Origin of the sequence: Methylobacterium sp. WCS2018Hpa-22 (genome assembly GCF_031843785.1) — a bacterium.
In the GTDB taxonomy this organism is placed as follows: domain Bacteria; phylum Pseudomonadota; class Alphaproteobacteria; order Rhizobiales; family Beijerinckiaceae; genus Methylobacterium.
Window position 1 is genome coordinate 174,361 of the sequence record NZ_JAVTJA010000007.1, and the last position, 19,661, is coordinate 194,021.

A 19,661-nucleotide genomic window follows, 5' to 3' on the forward strand; every position below is an offset into this window, starting at 1 on the left:
CCGGGAGTCGTATCGGGCCAGACCATATCCGGCCGGATATGACTCTTCTGGTGAGAACCAGACGACCTGTGCTGCCAGATAGAGCTCAGACTCCGTCCTGTAAGTCATGGATGGTCTTTGTGCGGTGGCGATTTAATCGGGAAAAGCTGCCGTTCTGAGATTCGGTGTGTCTGAATATTCAGAGATCGAATGCCGTGTTTGTCGTTTCTATCAAAGCTGTGGGCTGCGAAGCACTCATCAACACTGTGACCGCGCCAATTTCTCAATTGTTGAGGGACGCTTTTTCGCTTAACGCCAAAGCATGCGGTGGGGGCAAATCATCGCTGCGAGGGGCGGCAGGTGATCATGAAACAGTTTCCGCATGGGCTGCGGGGGGAGGAAGCCTCCGCAGAGCTTGGGGGCTACCGCCAGGAACTGAAGCGAACTTTGGGTTCGTTTCAAGTCTTCGCCGTTTCCTTTGCCTTCATTTCGGTAGCCGTCGGGATCTTCGGTACCTTCGACGACGTCCTTCGCAGTGCAGGCCCGGTCGGGATCTGGCTCTGGGCGATCGTGGCCATTGGGCAGACCTTCGTCGCCCTCGTCATCGCACAGTTCGCGGCCCGCATTCCCCTGACGGGCTCGTCCTATCAATGGGCGTCGCGGCTCGCCAATCCGGCAATCGGCTGGTGGTTCGGTCTCTTGAGCTTCTGTTACCTCGGCATCGGCGTGGTGGCGGTGGACAACGCACTCGCCAGTCAGGCGCTCATGCCCTTGCTCGGCATGGCGCCCGACGAGCAGACGGCCCGGTGGATCACCTTGGCTATCCTGCTGGTCCAGGCCGTGCTGACCATTGTGTCCACGCGCCTCGTCGGCCTGATCAACGGGACCGCCGTCGGCATCGAGGTGATGATCGTCATCCTGCTCGTGATCCTTCTGCCGATCGCGATCGCAATGAACGGGATGGGCTCCTTCGCCAACTTGACCTCCCGCGGGACGGCCGCCGCCGACCCCGATTATTTCAAGGTCGGCGGGGGCCTGATGCTCGCCATGCTGATGGGCCTCTCCACCCTCGTGGGCTTCGACGCCGCGGCCAATGTCGCCGAGGAGGCCAAGGACCCGTTTCGCAGCGTTCCTCGCGCCATCGTCGGATCCGTCGTCGCCGCGGGAGTACTGGGGCTGCTTTTCCTGATCGCGCTCACCGTCGCCATTCCGGATGTCCGGCGGATCACCCTGAGCGACTCGCCGGTGGCCGAGATCCTCCACGATCAGTTCGGCCCCATGATGAAGACGATCATGATGGCCGCGGTGACATTCGCCTTCTTCGCCTGCGGAATGGTCGTGATGGCGACCGCGGCACGGCTGGTCTACGCGATGTCGCGGGACGGCCGCTTTCCCGCGTCGGGTCTGATGAGCCAGGTCCACCCGCGGACGCAGACGCCGATTCCGGCGACGATCCTGGTCCTCGTCGGGGGCATACTTCTCATGCTTGCGCTTCCGGGCGAGGCGCTTCTGCAATTGATCACGGCGTCCACGATCCTGCCGATCCTCAGCTACGGCGTCACGGTCATTCTCTATTTGGCCGTGCGAAAGCAGCTCGACCGACGGGTCGGCGCCTTCGACCTGGGCGCTTTCGAGGTACCCGTCGCCGTCATCGCCCTCGTCTGGCTGATGGGCGCGCTGTTCGTGCTGGTCACGCCCGATGCAGCTTTGGTCCCCGACTTGATCGTGGTGGGGCTGCTCGTCACGGGCGGCGTCTATTTTCTCTACCTTCTCAGGTTCAATCGCACGGTCCTTCAGGTCGAACCGCCCACGGCCACTCTGCCCACGGTCTCGCTGCCCACATCGTGACGCCACAACCGACCGACCGAGATGTGCGTCCGGCGACTCTTTCGCTTCGGGACAACCAAAAAGTGAGCGCCGTGGCAAAGTCAGCGACCAGAATCGGGACCATGCACGCGCTGGCTGCGTTGCTGGCCTCCATCACGGCGACCTTCCTCACCGCTCCGGCACGGGCGGATGAAGGGGGAGCGAACCTGTATCTGGCCGGCTCCTTCGCCAGCATGGCGGCGGTGCCGGGCATGCCGGGATGGTCGACGAGCCTGACCTACTACCACTCGACCGCAAGAGTTCAGAACGTCTCCGAGAGGGCGGACCTCGCCTATGCGGGCATCACCTATTCCCTCCCAACGCCGGTGCTCGACGGGCAATTGTCCCTCAGCCTGTTCGGCGCATTCGGCGGGATGGCCGTCGCCATCACCGATGTCAGGAACGATTCCCGGGTTGGAATCATGGACCTGACGCCAGCCGCTTCGATGCGCTGGAGCGCCGGAAATCACAACTACCTCGTCTATACCCTCACGAACGTCCCGTCCGGCACCTACAACTCATCACGCCTGGCCAATTTCGGCATCGGGCATTGGGGCCAGGATGCAGGTTTCGGCTACACCTATTACGATAAGGACTTGGGCTACGAACTCTCGGCCGTCGCCGGCATGACGTATAATTTCGAGAATACCAAGACACAGTATCAGAACGGTATCGACGCACATATCGACTTCTCGGCGTCGAAGTTCATCGGCGACCAATACCAGCTCGGGCTGGTCGGCTACGTCTATCAGCAGGTGACCGGCGATCGCGGACGCGGCGCTACATTTGGCCCGTTCAAGGGCAGGGTCTTCGCGGCGGGACCCCAGGCCGGCTACCTGTTTCCGGTGGGCGACGCCCAAGGGTACCTCAACCTCAAATTCTACCGCGAGTTCGAAGCGGAGAACCGCCCGGCGGGATGGAATCTGTGGCTGACCATCGCGATCTCGCCTCGGGGCGCATGAGAGGACGCGCTGGGTTCCTGGTCGCGGCCCGGGCAACGCATTGCGTCGAGCCGGGGACGGGATCGAGCGAACCCAGCGGCGTCACGTCGAGGAATCCTTCGTGGACGTCTGGCGCATTTACGTCCCACGCGGCTATTCCCTCCGGAGTAGGGTCTAGCGCGTCGAGGACAGACATCATGTGGCAGACGGTGTTCACCGAATTCACTGCCGGGCCGAAAGCCGATCCGGCCGATCTCGACCGTGCCGAGGCCGAACTCGGTTTCCCGCTGCCGGAAAGCTACCGCAGCTTCTGCCTCGAATGCGGCGCAGGGCTCGCCTGCGGTTCCATCCGCATCGCGATTCCGAGTTCCACCGAGAGCGCGGACCTCGTGACCCGCTCGGAACTGATCGCGCACAGCATCGCCTCCGTGATCGAGATGCGGGAGGGCCATCGCTTCGATATCGAGGGGGACGATCCGAGCGTTGTCGAGCGCGCCTGTTTCTTCGGTGAGACCGAAGCGGGCGAGTTCCTGTTCTGGGACGTGGCCGTCGGCGCCGACGAGGCCGGGCGCCGGGAATACGAGATCTGGGTGATGGGGGCCGATCTCGAATCGGTGCGGTTCGGGGGGAGCGACCTTCCCGACCTCATGCGACGGGTTCAGGGCCCCGCCGTGCGCGGCATCCTCGGCATGGGCGCGGAGCCCCTGCCCTCCACCTTCCTGGGTCAGGTCTCGTGACGGAAGACGAGGTCCGGGCGTTCGTCGCGGCGTCTGCAGGCGGCCGACGCCTCATCGGGATCGACCTCGGCACCAAGACGATCGGGCTCGCCCTCTCGGATGTAGGCCGGCAGATCGCCTCGCCGCTCGAGACCATCCGCCGGGTGAAGTTCACCCCCGACGTCGCGCGCCTGCGCCTCCTGTGCGAGGCTCACCAGGTCGGCGGCCTCGTCATGGGGCTGCCCCTCAACATGGACGGTAGCGAAGGGCCGCGCGTCCAGGCCACGCGCTCCTTCGTGCGCAACATGAAGCCCCTGCTCGACCTGCCGGTCCTGTTCTGCGACGAGCGCCTGTCCACGGCGGCAGTGACGCGGGCCTTGATCGCGGCGGATGCCTCGCGGGCCAAGCGCGGCGAGGTCGTCGATATGCTGGCGGCCGCCTACATCCTCCAGGGCTGCCTCGACCAGATCCGGGGTCTGCTAGGGGACGAGGAGCGCGAGGAGCGCGACGCCTACTGAGGGGAGCGGCGCTTCACGCCGCCGCCGGCGGCTCGTCGTCTCCGGGCTCAGCCGGCGAATTGAGGATGTCCTCCAACTCGTCCACCAGCATGTCGATCTGGTCCTGGCTCGCCAGCACCTTGAGGGTCTGGCCACTCTCGGTGGCGAGGGCGAGCTCGATTCCCGCGCCGGAGCGCGTGGCGAGGATACGGGCGAGTTTGTGCGTGGCGCTCATGCGGGTCTCCCGTTCGGTTCAGTGTTGGATGGTTTCGGCGGCCAGCAAGGCCACCGCCACGGCCGGGCCGCAGGTGGAGGCCCAGTCGGCGCCCTCCTCCGCGAGCGACGGCGCGATGAGGTCGGTGAGCGCCACTGCCGGGCGTCCCAGGCGCCGGGCCAGCCGCTCTGCCAGGAATCGCCCCGCCCCGCAGACGATCAGAGGTGCATCCGCCGCGATGTCGGGGCGCGAGAGCAGGATCGCCGCCGCATCGTGGAGGGGACGGAGCTGACATTCGGCGAAATGCGCCGCGAGAGCGCGCCAATCCGCTGAGCCTCCCTCCGCATGGTCGCGGCCGATCATACGGGCGAGGCGGATCTCGGTCTCTGGGATCGATTTGCCCTTCATGTCGGCGCTGTGCTGCTGGTCGGCCCCCTCGGGCAGATCGCCGGTGAGACGGTAGACGTCGGCCGTGGTGGCGAAGGTCTCGGCCATCAGGCCCGTGCGTCGGCCCTTGAACGGCGCGGAGGCGGTGAAGGCGAGGACGGGCGTGCGCACCACGCCGGAATAGACCAGCTCGCCCGTCTCCAGGCGCTCGGCGTCGCTGTAACCGGTGGCGGCGGGGTGGCCGTCCACGATGGGGATCAGGTCGGCCGTGGTGGAGCCGATATCGACGAGGAGCGCGTTCGCCGCGTGGCGGCCAGCCAGGGCCGCCGTGGCGTGCCAGTTCGCCGAGGCCACGTCGATGGCGGCGCCCGTCGCCTCACCGGGCGCGAGGAGCCCGGCCCGGCCACCATAAATCCGCACCGAACCGGCGAGATTCGCGCTCGCCCAGGCGGAGAGCTGCGCCACGCCATCGGTGCGGTCGGAGAAGCAGTCGGTGAGTTCTCCCGTCATGGTGACGACGTGTTCGGCCTCGCCGCGCGCCCAATCCGGCAGCTGCGAAAACGTCTCGTCGAGGGCGGGAAGGCCGCGCCAGAGACGGCAGGGCGCCTGCACCACCGCCTCGACCCGGCCGCCCCGAACCAGGGCCGCCTTGACATGGACCCCTCCGAGATCCCAGCCGATCACCGGGTTGTGCGTGGATGCGGCAGATGTCACGGGCAAGTCCGTACAGGGAGGAACGCGATGAAGGACGGGTTTCGGATCGTTCCGGTGATCGACCTGCGCCACGGAGAGGTGGTGCGGGCCAGGGCCGGGGATCGCGACTCCTATGCCCCGATCGTGACACCCTTGGCAAAGGGATCGTCACCCGGGGAGGTCGCGCGGGGTCTCGCGGAGGCGATCGCCGCGCGCATCCTCTATGTCGCCGATCTCGATGCGATCATCGATGGCAGGCCTCCCGATCTCGGCAGTCTCACGAAGGTCGCTCTCGCCTGTCCGGGCGTACAGCTTTGGGTCGATGCGGGATTCTCAGGGGCCGCCGGCGTCGATGCGTTCCTGGCGGAGGGGTTGGGCCGCCCGGTGATCGGTAGCGAGAGCCAGCACGATGCCGGCTTGGTGCAGGCGCTGGGAGACCGCGCGGTCTTCTCCCTCGACAGCCGGGGGGCCGAGAGGATGGGGCCGGCGGAACTCCATGACGAGCCGGCGCACTGGCCTTCCGAGGTCATCGTGATGACCCTGAGCCGTGTCGGCGCGGGGACCGGGCCGGATCTCGACCGCCTGTCCGAGATCCGCAGGACCAGCCCCGCGACGCGGCTCTACGCGGCGGGCGGCGTGCGCGGACCGGGGGATGTCGCCGCGCTGGAGGAGATCGGCGTCACGGGCGCCTTGGTGGCCACCGCGATCCACGACGGGACGCTGCGGCGGTAGAGGGGCGATCCAAGAGTGTCGAGCCCATAAAAAAACGAGGCGGCCGGAGCCGCCTCGTTTCATGTTTCATCGTCCGAGGAAGATGGAAGCCAGTCGCTGGAGCAGGCCCCGCGGTGCGGGCGGAGGCGCGCTCTGCCCAGGACTGTCCCCGATCTAAGCGTTCGACGCGAAGGGGTGCGAAGCGGAGTTGCGCTGCTCGGTGGCGTAGGCAGCGGTGGGCTCGCCCTTGACGGCGCGCTGGATCGACAGCTTCACGGCGTCGTAGTTGTACTTCTGGATCTTGGCGTCGTCGGCAGCTTCCCAGTGAATGAACACGCCGACCAGGATGAACAGGTCGTCGGCTTCGTCAGCGGGGATGATGCCTTCGGCAACGGCGTCCTGCACGGCCTTGGCAACGCCGTACTGGGCGGGGCCGAACATCTGGACGGCCTGACGGGCGTCGTTGATGGTGACCTTGTTGAACATCAGGGTGTTCGGCTTGCAGGGCAGGTTCGGCGCGATGACCGCGAGCAGGCTGGTGAAGCCGTGCTTGTTGTTCACGAGGCCGTTGCAGAAAGCCGTCTCGGCCGGCGAACCGCGCGGTCCGATGATGAGATCGATGTGGGCGACCTCGTTGCCATCGCCGACGAGAGCCTCGCCGACCAGAACTTTGTTGATCTTCGCCATGTGGGGTTTCTCCCAGGAGTCTTGAAAAAGCATGACCGCCCCGTAGTTTGGCGCGGCCGAAAGCCATCCTTGTTCACGGCGTCCAGTCCCATGAGGACCGGACCGGTTTGCCCGGATCGCGGCGCGGACCCTACTCTGGGGTCTCTGCCGGAACAACCCTGCAGGGGGGGCGGATTCGAGCAAAATCTTTGTCTAACGGGGGGTTGAACGCGCCGTTTCATGAATTATGGCGCACTCCGCCGGCACCGGGTGGCCGGTGTCACGGCTGTTCCATCCCGGCCGCCAGCAATCGGTCGGCGAAGAGGGTGGCCACCGTCATGTCCGCGCTGGTGCCCGGATTGAGGTTTTGACGCTTCCACGAGCGGTCCCGCTCCAGGAGTTCGGTCACGGGGCGCGTGGCGAGATCGAGAGAGAGAAGCTCCGCCGCCTCGGCGCGCAGGGCGTCGGCGCGGTCTGGCCCGTGCTTGCGCGCCACATGGCTGTCGGGGACGGCCGCGAGGTAGCCGAGGAAGACCGCGGTCGTGCTCCAGGGGGGCGTGAGACCCTTGCCGCGCGCCGCCGCCAATGCGGGCAGGCCGATGCCGAAGATGTCGGCGAAATCGGTGACGTAGGCGCGGGCGATCCGATCGCGCGGGGCCGCCTCTGCCATGGCAGCGACGAGGCTGGCGGGCGCTACCGATTCGGTCACGTCGTGCCGTTCGACTCGGCCGAGGCCGCCCGGATTGGCGGCGCGAATCGCCGCGAAGACGTCGGTCGCATCGGCAGCGTCGAGGGTAACGAGAACGTGGCTCAACGCCTCGCGCAGAGGGCCGCCGCGTTCGGCGGCGAGCGCCAGGGGCGCGCAGAGGAGGAGAATGCCGAGATTGGTGTTCTGGCCCACCGCGCCGAGGGTCGCCTCCATGGCGGTGCGGACGCGCCGGCCGATCCGCGCGCCGGGTTCCGCGAGATGGGGAGCGGAAATTTCGGCGCTCGTGACGAAATCGGCCACCGCCATGCGGTGGCCGTCGCCGAAGACGTGGACGTTTCCGGGTTTCAGGGCATCGAGCTCGGCCAAGCAGCACGCCTGGTAGGCCGTGGCGATCGCCTCCAGCGAGAGCCGGCTCATCCCGATGCCGCGAGGAGCCGGGGGGGCCTCGCTGCCCGTACGGCGTTGAGGAAGCCCCGGGCCACGGCGGCCGCGACGTCGACCTCGGTGACCTGCTGCAGGCCTGACCAGGCCGGCATGGAATTGACTTCGAGGACGAGGTATCCGCCCTCCCCGTCTTCCACGAGGTCAATGCCGGTATAGTCGACGCCGATGGCGGCGGCGGCCCGCTCGGCGAGCTCGGCAGCCTTCTCCGGCATCGCCCAGGGCAATGGCCGGCCCCCGCGATGGACGTTGGTGATCCAGCCGTCGCCTTCGCGGATCATGGCGGCGATGGCCCGGCCCTCGCAGACGAAGACCCGGTAATCGCGCCAGAGGCCGTCGTTCCGCGCGATGTAGCGCTGGAGATAATAGACCCGCGACACGGCTTCCTCGGCGGGCAGGTCTTCCGGCCGTTCGATGAGCTGCAAACCCTCGCCCTGTGAGCCGAAGAGCGGTTTGAGCACCAGTGGCCGGCCCGGTCCCGCCTCGCGGGCGACGCAGGCGGCGGCGGCCTCGCGGCTGGAGAAGACGAACGTGTCGGGAGTGGGCAGGCCCGCCCTGGCGACGAGGAGGCTCGTCATGGCCTTGTCCACCGAGCGCTCGATGGCACCGGGGGAATTCCAGACCGTGACCCCGGATGCGACGAGGGCGTGGAGCACGCCGAGCCGCATGGTGGTGGCCTCGAAGGTACCCCCGGCGATGGTGCGCAGGAGGACGCCGTCGGGCAACCCGTCGGAGTAGCCCGGTACCCGGAGCGGCTCACCCGCGCCGGTGACCACCGCCACGTCGGCGAGCGAAAACAGCACCGGCTCGGCGCCGAGATGTTCCAGGGCGGCCCTCAATCGGGCCTTGTGCCAGTTGCCGTTATCGGCCGCGAGCCCGATGCGCATGTTGTTCGCAACCTCGACGTCGATCCCTCTCCCCCTTGCGGGAGAGGGTGGCCCGCGAAGCGGGTCGGGAGAGGGGAGCGCCGGTTCCGGACAGGGCTTCCCCTCTCCCGGTCGCTCCGCGACCACCCTCCCCCGCGGAGGGGGGAGGGTTGCGTGATGGGCCTCAGCTGAAGGAGGCTTCCACCAGTTCCGGCATCAGCCGGCCACCGCGGAAGCTCTTGCCGGTGGTCACCGAGGTGACGATGACCTCGGCCGGGCTGAAGAGCGCGCCGTCGATCTTGTAGAAATCGCCGTTCACCCGGCCGAAGATCTCGGCGAAGGGCGCCCCGTGATCGGCGGAGGTGGTGGAGGGAAGCTGCTCGGCCAGCTGCTTGGCATCCGCCTCGTCGGCCTCGACGAAGAGCTGCACCCGGCCGCCATAGATGATGGCGTCGTTGGTGCGGCCCATGGCCTGGATGAAGTCGGGATGCTGCGGCGAGAGCGGGGCCGAGCCGATGCCGTCGACGATCTTGTGTAGGTCGAAGCCCACGGTATGGGCCTTGTGCAGGGCGACTTCGAGGACGCGGGCGACGACCTGTGTCGAGCCGGCCAGCGACTGGGTCGGTGCGTAGATGAAGGTCAGGGCCTCGGCCGACAGGCCGCAAGCCTCGGCGACCTTGGCGATGACGGAGGCGGGCGGTCCGCCGGCGGCTTCGAGCACCAGGGCGGTTCGGCTGGCCGTGTCACGGTAGCCGAGCTCGTTGTAGAGGTCCTCCACCACCGAGACGGCACGGCCGGGGCCGGAACCCAGGGCGAAGAAACCGGAATCCCCGGTCTCGTCGGCAAGCGACCAGCCGGCATACTGGCTGCCGAGGCAGGCCAGAACCGGATCGGCGGAATGCACCACGACGGAATAGGGCCAGGACGCGATCGGTCCTGTGGGAACGATCGAGACGGTGCCGAGGCCGCCGAGGCAGATCTCGGCGATGCGCCGTCCGGCCTCGATGGAGCCGCGCACGGTGGCGCCGGCATCGACCATGCGTGCGCCATTCTCAGTGGTGACGGCAAGGCGCAGGGCCTCGGCGTCCGCTACCAGCTTCTCCACGAGGGGAGCGGACAGGGCGTTCAGGCTCGGCGTAGTCCGGAGCGTGGCGGGGGGATGGGTGGTCATCGGGCTTCCTCCGTCGGGGCGAGCAGGGTCCGCAGAGTGGCGGCCCGGACACGCAATAGGTCTCGGGTGGCGGCCGAGTCCGGACCTTGGGCGAACACGGTGCATAACGGTGCATCGCGTGCCACGGGGGCGCCGGATTGTGGGCGGTCGCGAACGAAATCCGGCCAGTCGAGGGGCGGCATCGGCGCGTAGCCGGCTGCCGCGTACCAGATTTCCGTGGCCGCCGCATCCACCGGTGCTGGTTCGATTCGCGGCAAAACGCCGAGGCTCGCGTCGATATGCGTGGTCAGCAGTGGCGTGTCGCGTCGGTCCAGGATGTCCAGCGTGGCTCCTGGGCGCGGGTTGATCTCGGTGAGCCACCATCCCGCCTCGGAGACGAGGAGGTCGGCGCTGGCGAGGCCGCGAAGCCCCGTCGCGGCGACGAGGCTACCAATCGCCGCCGTGATCGCGTCGAGGGCGGGGGCGGCCAGGAAAGGCGGCTCGTGGGCCGCCCGTTCCAGCGCACCGGCATAGCGGAAGGGGCGTAAGGCAGACGGCGCGCTCCATTGCTCGGTCACCGCCAGGATCGCCACCTCGCGCCCGTCGGCCAGGAAGGCGACCGCATGGGCTTTTCCATCGACGCGACTCTGGAAGTAGGCGCCGGGTGGGGCCCGGCCCATGCCCGCGGGGCGGATATGGCTGCCGCCGGACCCGCCGGCACGCTTGACCAGCCAGCCCGATCTGTCAGCCAGAAGGTCCCGTGTCACTTCGGGATGGGGGATCGCGTGCCGCGCGCAGAGGGCGGCGAAGGCGAACGGATCCTTCAGGGCCCGGACCGAGCGGGGCGTGGCCCCCAGCAGCCTGTGGCTCCGGCCCAGTTCCTCCATCAGGTCCGGGGCGGTCTCGAAGCCGCTGCCGAGAACCAGTCCGATCGGTGGCTTGTCCGTCTTGGCGGCCAGGGCATCGAGCCCGGCCAGAACGCCCTCCCCCGTCAGCCCTTCGCCGAAACGGCCCTCGGCGGGGCGATAGCCTTCGGCGAGAGCGCGGGTGTCGGCATCGCCGAAGAGGTCGAGGACATAGGGGCGCAGGCCCGCCCTGCGCGCGGCCTGCGCCAGGGCGCGCCCGGACTGGGCGGCGATGAGAAGTGCGTCACCCTGGGACGGACGCCGTTCGGATGATGCTGCCATTGCGGCGATCGCTTCGGATCACTCCTACGCTGCTCCCACCACCCTGCCTCATCCTGAGGCGACGAGCGAAGCGAAGGCCTCGAAGGAGGCTTCCAGTTTGCTCGGCGGGAGCTGGAGACCTCCTTCGAGGCCAGCTTTCGCGGACACCTCAGGATGGAGGTCATGGGTAGGATTGAGCGAGCAGATGAGTGCCCGTCAGCCCGCCACCTCGACGGCGACCTTGTAGGCGTCGCGGAAATCGAGGCAGAGGGGCTCGTCGGCAGCGAGAATCTGGCGGAACAGGCGCGATTGGGTCTGGTACTTGACGTTGCCGACCGCGAGCGCGCCGATGCCGATACCCTTGCCCGTGGGCAGCGCCACGTCCTTGGCGTTCACGTCGATTCCAGCGATGCCGGCGGGCGGTACTGCGTTCACGTCGGAGGCGACGAGGAGCTTCGGCGCCGATTCGAGATCCGTCGCCGACAGGATCGGGACGCCGGCCGGGCCGGCCGAGAGGATCAAGTCGGCCTCGGCGATGGCGGCGCGGCGCGCATCGCCGGTGGAGCCGTCCACGGCGCCGACATCGATGCCGAAGCGCCATTTCATCGTGAAGGCGATCTTGCTGACACGCTCCTCGCCATCATGCCCGACGAGGACGGTCTTGGCGCCTTCCAGCGCGCCGATCACCGCCGCCACATAAGCCACGACGCCGGCTCCGCCGAAGATGACGATGCGCTTGCCCTTCAGGTCGGTGCCGAACTTCGCCTTGAGGGCGCGGGTCACCTCGGCGACCATGGCGGCACCGGTGGTGAAGGACCCGGCCGGATCGGCCACGATGTGATTGGCGAAGGGCGGTACCAGGGCTTTCTTCGCCCGGTCCATCATGTCGAGGGCGTCCTCGGCATTCTTACCGCCGATGAAGATGCTGGTGCGCGTACCGTCCTGGGGCGAGCGGGAGAAGATCGAATCCTGCACCAGGGAGGTCACGTCCGGCAGGGTTACGTCCGTATAGGTTGCGATCGTCTCGAAGCCAGCATCCACAGCCATGTTCACGTCGAACGGGCTCATATGCTTGAGGGGCGTCAGCATATGCAGAATCGAACGGGCCATCGTCTGTCTCCTCCGCAAGTGTCCGACTCCCTCGCGGGGTCGCCTCTCGCATGGTTTCTTTCACGTCTACATCCAGAACCGGCCTGGGCCGGCATGGTCAAGCGTCGCTTATGCGCCAGGTTCCCTTAAAGTCGCGTGACCGAGGCGCCGCTGTTGCGTCCGCGCGCGATCACGAAGCGCAGGGAACCGGGACGTTCGAGGTCGGCCTTGAGCGCCTGGGCCTCGGCCTCCGACGCCAGGAGGGCGAAGCCGGTCGGCCCCCATGAACTCTGGCCGTAGCCGGCCACCCCTCTGGCGGCGATCGCCGCCAGGGCCTCCGCCACGGCGGGGCTCGCATAGCGCCCTCCCTGATGCGGCGCGAAGTGGTCGCCGATCAACCGCTGGATGGTGGTGATGCCAGCCCCGAACCCTTCCGGCTCCGCCGTGGCGACGGAGGGCAGCACTTGCATCAGTACGATGCGGCAAATCTCGGCCGCCTGCGCCTCCGGAAAGCGCGGCAGGTCACGGAAAGCCTCGACCTCACGGGTGCCATGCACTCCCGTCATGCCCTCGTCGAGGATGAGCAGCACCCGCCACGCTTCAGGATAGGCGAGACGCGCGATGAGGGGCGGCGGGCCATTGCTGGCGTCTCGGCCCCCGTCGACGATCAGCCCGCCTTGGGTGAAGGCGGCGAGGCCCACGCCGGACCGGTTGCCACGGTCGAGGGCATCGGCGAAGGCGTCGGGTGAAAAGGGACGGCCGTCGAGGGCGGCCAGCGCCGCGGCGACACTCAGCGCGAGCTGCGTGCCCGAGCCGAAACCGGCATGGGCGGGGATCGCCTGGTCCACCTGCAAGGCGGCGTGCCCTGCGATGCCGAGATGGCGCGCCGCTGCCTCGGCATAGCCCCTGGCGCGCCCGGCCTCGAACCCGTTCACCCGGAGCGCCGCCGCCGGCCTCGCGGTGAGATCGATGGAGGGGGCGTCGACCGCGAGGCCGATGCTCCCGAAGCGCCGGCCGAGGCCGCCATGAAGATCGAGAAACCCGAAATGCAGGCGCGCGGGTGCATGCACCCGGACTGCGCCGCGTGTCGCCGCTTCCTGGCTGAGAGGCCGTTCGTCGGCGATCCGGTCCACGGCGAGCTCCTTTATCGTGACACGCTCCCGTCCCGGCGCGTGTCAGCCGCATCCTCGTCCCGTCGGTCGGTGGCGGGAGCAAAACCGCGCTCGAGACGACGGCCCGGTTGCCGGCTTCTCCCACGGAGGGCCGACCGCTCGCAAGCACCGCCCGCCATCTCGAACCCCATTGCCTCCATGCGATTGCCCCGAAGCGGCGAGCGTGGGGGGTTGCTTGCGACGTCTCCGCGATGCAAACGTGCCGGCCCACTAGGAATGGACTGGCGCAGTCCCGCCGTGCGCGACGCTGAACACAGCGCGTGCCGGGCCCTCGTTCTCCAAGGTGAAGGCATGGCTGCCTGGGTAAAGGGTGGTGCGGTGGACGTGAGCGCGGCGGTGGAGGCCGCCGCGACGCTCCTCGCCACAGCGAAGACCCCGATCGTCACGGGGTTGAGTGCGGATACGAGCGCGGTGAGGGCGGCCTATCATCTGGCTGGACTGATCGGCGCCTCCGTCGATCCCGCCGGTGGCGACGGACTCTATGCGGAGCTCGGTCCTCTCAGTCAGTTCGGTAACCTCAACACGACGCCGGCCGAGGCGATCGGCCGGGCCGATGCCGTGCTGGTCGTCGGCCTGCGGCCGTGGGACCGCCCGATCGTGCAGGAGATCGCCTCCTCCGCGCCGGTGCGCGGCCGCGCCGCCGGCTCCGAGCGGACGCTGCTCTCCCTCGGCGGTCCCGGCAACGGAGCCACGCGGCACGTGGCCTATCCCGCCGATACCGGCGGGCTCGCCGTCTCGGTGGCGCATCTGCGCGCTTACGTGAAGGGCAACCTCTCCGGCGAAGCGGCCTTTGCAGACCTCGCCCGTCGTCTCACGACCGCGCAATACGGCGTCGTTCTCTACGATGCGGCCGAGCTCGGTGAGCTCGGCGTGGAGATGCTGCAGGGTCTGGTCCGCGACCTCAACGACCTGACGCGTTTCTTCGCGCTCTCCATCTCCGACGGGTTCCAGGGGCGTGCCGTGACCCAGCTCGCCTCCTGGACCAGCGGCCAGCCGCCGCGGGTCGGTTTCGGACGCGACCTGCCCGAGCACGATCCCTGGCGGTTCGATAGCGCGCGCCAGGTGGCCGCCGGTGAAGTCGATGCCGCCCTGTGGCTCGCCGCCATCCCTGCTCCACGCCCGGACTGGCTCGGCAGCCTGCCGACCATCGCCATTGTCGGCGAGGGCAGCCCCGAGGCTACCGGCGACGTCGCCGACATCGTCATCGCGGTGGGCGTGCCCGGCGAGACCGCCGGCGGCGCCCTGTGGAACGAGCGTCGCGCGGCGATCACTTATTCGCCCCCCGTCGGCCAACCGGCCGACCTCACGGCGGCCGGCGTGCTCGCCGCCATCCAAGATCGCCTCACGCAGAAGAAGGGCGTCTCATGCTGATCCTGATCCAGGGCGGCCGGGTCGTCGATCCTACCGCCGGCCGCGACGGTATCGGTGATGTCTGGATCGAGGACGGCCATGTCGTCGCCGCCTCCGAGCGCAAGCCCGACCGGACCATCGATGCTTCCGGCTGCGTCGTGATGGCGGGCGGCGTCGAGGTGCATTCGCATATCGCCGGTGGCAACGTGGTGATGAGCCGCCTGCTGCTGCCCGATCTCTATGCCAGCGAGGCCGCGCCAGAAGGCCATCCCTTCGCTCATGCCGGCGGTTCCGCCGCCTGGATCGGCGCCAATTACGCGCGGATGGGCTACACCGTCGCCGTCGAGCCGGCGATGCCGCCGACCAACGCGCTCGCGACGCAGCTCGAACTCGCCGACATCCCGCTGCTCGACCGCGGCGCCCTTACGGTGATGGGCAACGATGACCAGCTCCTCGAATTGCTGCGCCAGCGCGAGGGCAAGGCGGCGGTGCGGGACCTCGTCGCCCTCTCGGTGGCGACCTCGCGGGGCCTCGGCGTCAAGTGCATCAATGCGGGAGGCGCATCGGCCTTCAAGGACGGGATGCTCAATCTCAGCCTCGACGAGGAGATCCCGGTCTACGGGCTCACCACCCGCAAGATCATGAACGCCCTCCTCGACGCGGTGGAGGAGATCGGTGTCCCGCACCCGCTCCACGTCCATGCCAACAATCTCGGCATTCCCGGCGCCGACGATTCGTTCGTGGCGACGATGGAAGCGGCGGAGGGACGGCGTATCCACTTCGCCCATGCGCAATTCTATGCCTATGGCGCGGCCGATCCCGCCAACCCGGCCACCGGCGGCTTCCGCTCTGCGGCCGAGCGAATCACGGAGGCGATGGAGCGGCACCCCAACGCAACGTTCGACGTGGGTCAGGTCGCCTTCGGCCAGACCGTGACGATCTCGCTGGACGTGATCCGCCAGTTCGCCGGCCGCAAGGGCGCGAACCCGAAGAAGTGGATCATCACGGCGGGCGACGCGGAAGGCGGCGGCATCGTGCCGTTCCTGTACAAGCCGCGCGGCCCGGTCAGCTCCCTGCAATGGGCGATCGGCCTCGAATTGATGCTGCTGTCGGGCGATCCGGAGCGCACCATCCTCACCACCGACCATCCCAATGGCGGCCCCTTCACCGAATATCCGCGGATCATCCATCTGCTGATGGACAAGGAGGAGCGCGACCGTGAGATCGCCGGCCTGCACAAGGTCATCGCCGAGCGGTCCGGCCTGTGCGGAATCGAGCGGGAATATTCCTTCTCCGAGATCGCCCAGCTGACGCGGTCCGGCCCGGCCAAGCTCCTCGGCCTCGCCGATCGCGGCCATCTCCGTGAGGGCGCCCGCGCCGATGTCGCAATCTACCGGGACGACAAGAACCGGACCGCGATGTTCGCCCGTGCCCGACTCGTCCTGAAGGACGGCGAGGTCATCGTCGAGGATGGCGAGATCGTGAACTGGCGTTCGGGCCGGACGTTGGAGCTCGTCGTCGAATCCGACAAGGCGATGGTGACGCGCGCCGACGCCTATCTCGACGCTCGCTTCGGCACCGGCCTCGACAGCTTCACCGTGCCGGACGCGGCCTTCCCCGCGGGCGACGTGTTCGAGGACGTGGCATGTCGCGCATGAAGATCCTGCAGGGCTCGAAGACGATGCGTCGCGTGAGGATGGGTGACTGACCATGGCTGACCTCACCCTCAACGGCATTCCGGTGATCGACACCTTCGCCGAGGCGTTCGACGTCGCCGGTACGGCGCTGATCATCACCAACGACACCGCCAAATGGGCGATGATCGCCGCCGTGACCATGACCGGGTTCGCTACGTCGGTGATCGGCTGCGGCGCCGAGGCCGGGATCGATTGCGAGCTCTCGCCGGAGGAGACTCCGGACGGCCGCCCCGGCGTGCGCGTACTGCTGTTCGGCTTCGAGCCGAACGGTCTCAAGGACCAGCTCCTCAAGCGCGTCGGCCAGTGCATCCTCACCTGTCCTGGCACCGCCTGCTATGCGGGCGTCGACGGGCCTCACAAGATCAAGCTCGGCGGCGCGATCCGGTATTTCGGTGACGGGTTCGCGGTGGCCAAGCGTCTGACCGACCCCGTCTCCGGCAAGGCGCGGCGCTACTGGCGCGTGCCGGTGATGGACGGCGAGTTCCTCTGTGAGGATTTCGTCCGCGCGGTGGACGGCGCGGTGGGCGGCGGCAACCTGCTGTTCCTCGGCCGCAACCATGCCGAGACCCTCAAGGTCGCGGAGATCGCCGTGGATGCCGCTCGCTCGGTGGCGGACGTGATCTTGCCCTTCCCCGGCGGCATCGTCCGCTCCGGTTCGAAGGTCGGCGCGCGCACCAAGGGCATGATGGCCTCCACCAACGACGCCTATTGCCCCACCCTCAAGGGCCGGGCCGGCTCCGAACTCGCGGCCGAGGTCGGCGTGGTGCTGGAGATCGTCATCGACGGGCTCACATCCCGCTCAGTGGCCGAATCCATGCGCGCGGCGCTCCATGCCTCGACCGAGGCGGGTGCCGCGCGCGGGCTCGTCGCAGTGACGGCGGGCAATTACGGCGGCAATCTCGGCCGCCACCATTATCACCTGAAGGACCTGCTCTCGAAGGAGCCGGCGAGCGAGGCTGGAGCGGCATGAGCACCCTCACCCTGCGCCAGGAGCCGCCGGAGCGGCTCGATTTCCTTCATGTGAATCCGCTCTCCCTGAGCGGCCTCTCCGAGGCCGAAGCGGCCAGGCTCCCCATCGGCACCAGCCGACGCGGCCTGACGCTGGGCGACGTCTTCGCGATCAGCCTCGACGGCTCCGACAGCCTGACCATCGAGGGCGGGTCATCCCGCTTCGACAGCATTGGTGCCTCGCTCAGCGGCGGTTCGATCCGGGTCGTCGGCGATGTCGGCCAGCGCCTCGGCGCAGGCATGGCATCGGGCTCGGTGACGGTCACGGGATCGGCCGGCCCCTATGCCGGATCGGGTGCCAAGGGCGGCACGATCACCATCGAAGGGGATGCCGGCGATCATGCGGGCGGCGCAGTCTATGCCGCCAAGGCCGGGCTCGACGGCGCCACGCTGGTGATCCGAGGCTCGGCCGGAGATTATCTCGGCGACCGCATGCGGCGCGGGCTGATCCTGGTCGGATCCGCCGGGGCTCATGCCGGATCGCGGATGATCGCGGGTACGATCGCGGCCCTCTCGGTGGGTGACCATCCGGGCTACGGCATGCGGCGTGGGACGATCCTCGCAGGCGGACACGGTGCCCTGAGCCCGAGTTTCGTCGAGACTGGGACGCACGATCTCGTGTTCTTGCGCCTGCTCGCCCGATCACTGCGCGCCCTCAGCCCCGCCCATGCCGACCTCGCGGCGGGCGCGCTCAAGCGCTATTCCGGCGATCTCGCCACCCTCGGCAAGGGTGAGCTCTGGGTTACGGCCGCCTGAGAAACCGGGCGGGTCCCTTGCCGGCGGCGCTCTGCGCCGTCGGCGGAGTCATCACGTATCCGTTAGCCCGGTGCGATCCTGCTGATCGACCGTTGATCGCCCCGCCCTCATTCTCCGGGGCTCTGAACGCATAGGCCACGGCGCTGGCCGGGAAGCCCGGATCGCTCAGATCATGGCTCGCAAGGTTCGTTTCGTCGGAGACGAGACGCCGGATCGGTACGATCGCTCCGTTCGCGACATGCCGCCTAGGCGTCGCAGCGACCCGAAAACCGGGTTCCACGGCGCGAGCCTCGGGACCGCCGCACCTGCGCGACTCCCAATCCTGCATTTACTTGCCAGGCCCCGCTTCCATGCAGGAGCGGCGTCGTCCCCTTGAAAGCCGGACACCGTTCTCGCGAACATCACAGTGATCATTGTTGCTGATCTGAATGATGCATAATTATTCTGATTAACAAATGGTTGTAGAAGGTGTGGAGCGGATGTCGCACCGGTGGATCTGGATCATCGGTCGCTCTGAAGGAGAAATACCCTCAGGTGCGCCAGAACACGTGGCCGATTCCCAATTCCTCACCTGAGTCTAACCTTTACCCTTCGTTGACGGCTGCTGCTGTATTCGATGGATGTTGTTGCAGGAATGCGACAGACCTCACGCCCGACCAAGCCTACAAGCGCTCAGGCTTAATGCCCATCAGGACCAGACACACAATGAAAAGACTGCTTCTCGCTACGACCGTTCTCGCCGGCCTGACTGCTGTCGCTTCGGCCGCCGACCTTCCCCGTCGCGCCGCTCCGCCGGTCTTCGTTCCGGTCCCGGTCTTCACGTGGACGGGCTTCTACGCCGGTATCAACGCCGGTTACGCTTTCGACGCCGGCAAGGAAGGCCCCAACTCCTTCCCGGTGGCGAGCCGCTTCACCGCCGCTGGCACCCCGCAGGTCGCCACGTTCAGCAAGGACAGCCAGGACGGCTTCTCCGGCGGCGCGCAGATCGGTTACAACTACCAGTTCACCCCGGGTTCGGGCGTGGTCGTCGGTATCGAAGCCGACGCCCAGTACCTCGATTTCGGCGCCAAGCGTCGTGACTCGGGCGTCGTTGCCGCTCCCGGCTTCGCCATCAACGACCCGCGTGGCCTCTCCAGCCTCGACTTCTTCGGTACCGTCCGCGGTCGCCTCGGCTACGCTTTCGACCGCACCCTCGTGTACGGCACCGGCGGCTTCGCTTACGGTGCTGGCAGCACCGACCGTAGCTTCGGCGGCTTCCAGGGCAACGACGACTTCCGCACCGGCTACGCCGTCGGCGGTGGTATCGAATACGCTCTCCCCACCGACTCGTTCTTCAACTTCTTCCGCGCTTCCGCTGTGACGCTGAAGGTCGAAGGCCTGTACGTGAACCTCGATCGCGGCACCCGCAACCAGGGCGCCTTCATCATCAACACCGCCGCCAACAACGCTGTCGTGCAGTCGATCAGCAGCGGTCGTCGCGACGACGAGTTCGCCGTCGTCCGCGCCGGCCTGAACTACAAGTTCGGCACCTACTAGGATCGTCCATGATCTCCGCGCAGTCCTCCGCGAGGATTGCGCGGCTCTCAG

Annotated in this window: 19 protein-coding genes; 10 read left to right on the forward strand and 9 right to left on the reverse strand. The window is 67.8% G+C overall.

Going from position 1 to position 19,661, the window contains the following annotated elements; genetic code table 11:
- Positions 1-345: 345 nt before the first annotated feature.
- The 4 genes from RQI43_RS11510 to ruvX all read left to right on the forward strand — a co-directional run bounded on the left by RQI43_RS11510 (position 346) and on the right by ruvX (position 4,020).
- Positions 346-1,827 carry an amino acid permease gene (locus tag RQI43_RS11510; protein ID WP_311275242.1) on the forward strand — a complete coding sequence of 494 codons (1,482 nt, stop codon included), beginning with the start codon at positions 346-348 and terminating at the stop codon, positions 1,825-1,827.
- A gap of 101 nt (positions 1,828-1,928) precedes the next feature.
- Positions 1,929-2,807, forward strand: a complete 879-nt coding sequence (locus tag RQI43_RS11515) for a transporter (protein ID WP_311275243.1) — start codon at positions 1,929-1,931, stop codon at positions 2,805-2,807.
- Positions 2,808-2,983: 176 nt separating this feature from the next.
- Positions 2,984-3,523, forward strand: coding sequence for an SMI1/KNR4 family protein (locus RQI43_RS11520; RefSeq protein WP_311275244.1), 540 nt, complete (start codon positions 2,984-2,986; stop codon positions 3,521-3,523).
- Positions 3,520-4,020 carry a Holliday junction resolvase RuvX gene (ruvX, locus tag RQI43_RS11525; RefSeq protein WP_018043477.1) on the forward strand — a complete coding sequence of 167 codons (501 nt, stop codon included), beginning with the start codon at positions 3,520-3,522 and terminating at the stop codon, positions 4,018-4,020. Before RQI43_RS11520 ends, ruvX begins: the two co-directional genes overlap by 4 nt.
- Before the next feature lie 13 nt (positions 4,021-4,033).
- Here the strand turns inward: ruvX and RQI43_RS11530 are convergent, their stop codons facing one another.
- Both RQI43_RS11530 and RQI43_RS11535 read right to left on the reverse strand, forming a co-directional pair.
- Positions 4,034-4,234, reverse strand: coding sequence for a hypothetical protein (locus RQI43_RS11530; protein ID WP_056423983.1), 201 nt, complete (start codon positions 4,232-4,234; stop codon positions 4,034-4,036).
- Between the two features lie 18 nt (positions 4,235-4,252).
- Positions 4,253-5,314 (reverse strand): hydantoinase/oxoprolinase family protein, encoded by a 1,062-nt coding sequence (locus tag RQI43_RS11535; RefSeq protein WP_207412030.1) that lies wholly within the window; start codon positions 5,312-5,314, stop codon positions 4,253-4,255.
- A gap of 27 nt (positions 5,315-5,341) precedes the next feature.
- Here RQI43_RS11535 and RQI43_RS11540 point away from each other — a divergent pair, with 27 nt between their 5' ends.
- Entirely contained in the window at positions 5,342-6,025 is a 684-nt protein-coding gene (locus tag RQI43_RS11540; protein WP_311275245.1) for a HisA/HisF-related TIM barrel protein, read from the forward strand.
- Between the two features lie 153 nt (positions 6,026-6,178).
- Here the strand turns inward: RQI43_RS11540 and fae are convergent, their stop codons facing one another.
- From fae to RQI43_RS11575, 7 genes are all read right to left on the reverse strand, one after another.
- Positions 6,179-6,691, reverse strand: a complete 513-nt coding sequence (gene fae / locus RQI43_RS11545; RefSeq protein ID WP_018043473.1) for a formaldehyde-activating enzyme — start codon at positions 6,689-6,691, stop codon at positions 6,179-6,181.
- A gap of 259 nt (positions 6,692-6,950) precedes the next feature.
- Positions 6,951-7,796, reverse strand: a complete 846-nt coding sequence (locus RQI43_RS11550) for a triphosphoribosyl-dephospho-CoA synthase (protein WP_311275246.1) — start codon at positions 7,794-7,796, stop codon at positions 6,951-6,953.
- A complete protein-coding gene (locus RQI43_RS11555; protein WP_311275247.1) occupies positions 7,793-8,707 on the reverse strand; it encodes a RimK family alpha-L-glutamate ligase in 915 nt (304 codons plus the stop codon). Before RQI43_RS11555 ends, RQI43_RS11550 begins: the two co-directional genes overlap by 4 nt.
- A 163-nt stretch (positions 8,708-8,870) precedes the next feature.
- A complete protein-coding gene (gene mch, locus RQI43_RS11560) occupies positions 8,871-9,857 on the reverse strand; it encodes a methenyltetrahydromethanopterin cyclohydrolase (RefSeq protein ID WP_056423976.1) in 987 nt (328 codons plus the stop codon).
- Complete coding sequence (locus tag RQI43_RS11565) at positions 9,854-11,023, reverse strand: ATP-grasp domain-containing protein (protein ID WP_311275248.1); 1,170 nt, start codon at positions 11,021-11,023, stop codon at positions 9,854-9,856. The genes mch and RQI43_RS11565 overlap by 4 nt, the downstream gene beginning before the upstream one ends.
- 195 nt (positions 11,024-11,218) lie before the next feature.
- Positions 11,219-12,112 carry an NAD(P)-dependent methylenetetrahydromethanopterin dehydrogenase gene (locus RQI43_RS11570; RefSeq protein WP_311275249.1) on the reverse strand — a complete coding sequence of 298 codons (894 nt, stop codon included), beginning with the start codon at positions 12,110-12,112 and terminating at the stop codon, positions 11,219-11,221.
- A gap of 125 nt (positions 12,113-12,237) precedes the next feature.
- Positions 12,238-13,224 carry a beta-ribofuranosylaminobenzene 5'-phosphate synthase family protein gene (locus RQI43_RS11575; RefSeq protein ID WP_311275250.1) on the reverse strand — a complete coding sequence of 329 codons (987 nt, stop codon included), beginning with the start codon at positions 13,222-13,224 and terminating at the stop codon, positions 12,238-12,240.
- Positions 13,225-13,554: 330 nt separating this feature from the next.
- On the opposite strand from RQI43_RS11575, the gene RQI43_RS11580 reads away from it, so the two are divergent.
- From RQI43_RS11580 to RQI43_RS11600, 5 genes are all read left to right on the forward strand, one after another.
- Complete coding sequence (locus RQI43_RS11580) at positions 13,555-14,634, forward strand: formyltransferase (RefSeq protein ID WP_311275251.1); 1,080 nt, start codon at positions 13,555-13,557, stop codon at positions 14,632-14,634.
- Positions 14,628-16,271 carry a formylmethanofuran dehydrogenase subunit A gene (locus RQI43_RS11585; protein ID WP_056423966.1) on the forward strand — a complete coding sequence of 548 codons (1,644 nt, stop codon included), beginning with the start codon at positions 14,628-14,630 and terminating at the stop codon, positions 16,269-16,271. The genes RQI43_RS11580 and RQI43_RS11585 overlap by 7 nt, the downstream gene beginning before the upstream one ends.
- Before the next feature lie 52 nt (positions 16,272-16,323).
- Positions 16,324-17,280: a formylmethanofuran--tetrahydromethanopterin N-formyltransferase gene (gene fhcD, locus RQI43_RS11590; protein WP_311275252.1), complete on the forward strand. Its 957-nt coding sequence runs from the start codon at positions 16,324-16,326 to the stop codon at positions 17,278-17,280.
- Complete coding sequence (locus RQI43_RS11595) at positions 17,277-18,074, forward strand: formylmethanofuran dehydrogenase subunit C (protein ID WP_311275253.1); 798 nt, start codon at positions 17,277-17,279, stop codon at positions 18,072-18,074. The genes fhcD and RQI43_RS11595 overlap by 4 nt, the downstream gene beginning before the upstream one ends.
- Before the next feature lie 705 nt (positions 18,075-18,779).
- Positions 18,780-19,610: an outer membrane protein gene (locus RQI43_RS11600; RefSeq protein ID WP_056423958.1), complete on the forward strand. Its 831-nt coding sequence runs from the start codon at positions 18,780-18,782 to the stop codon at positions 19,608-19,610.
- The last annotated feature ends 51 nt before the right edge of the window (positions 19,611-19,661 follow it).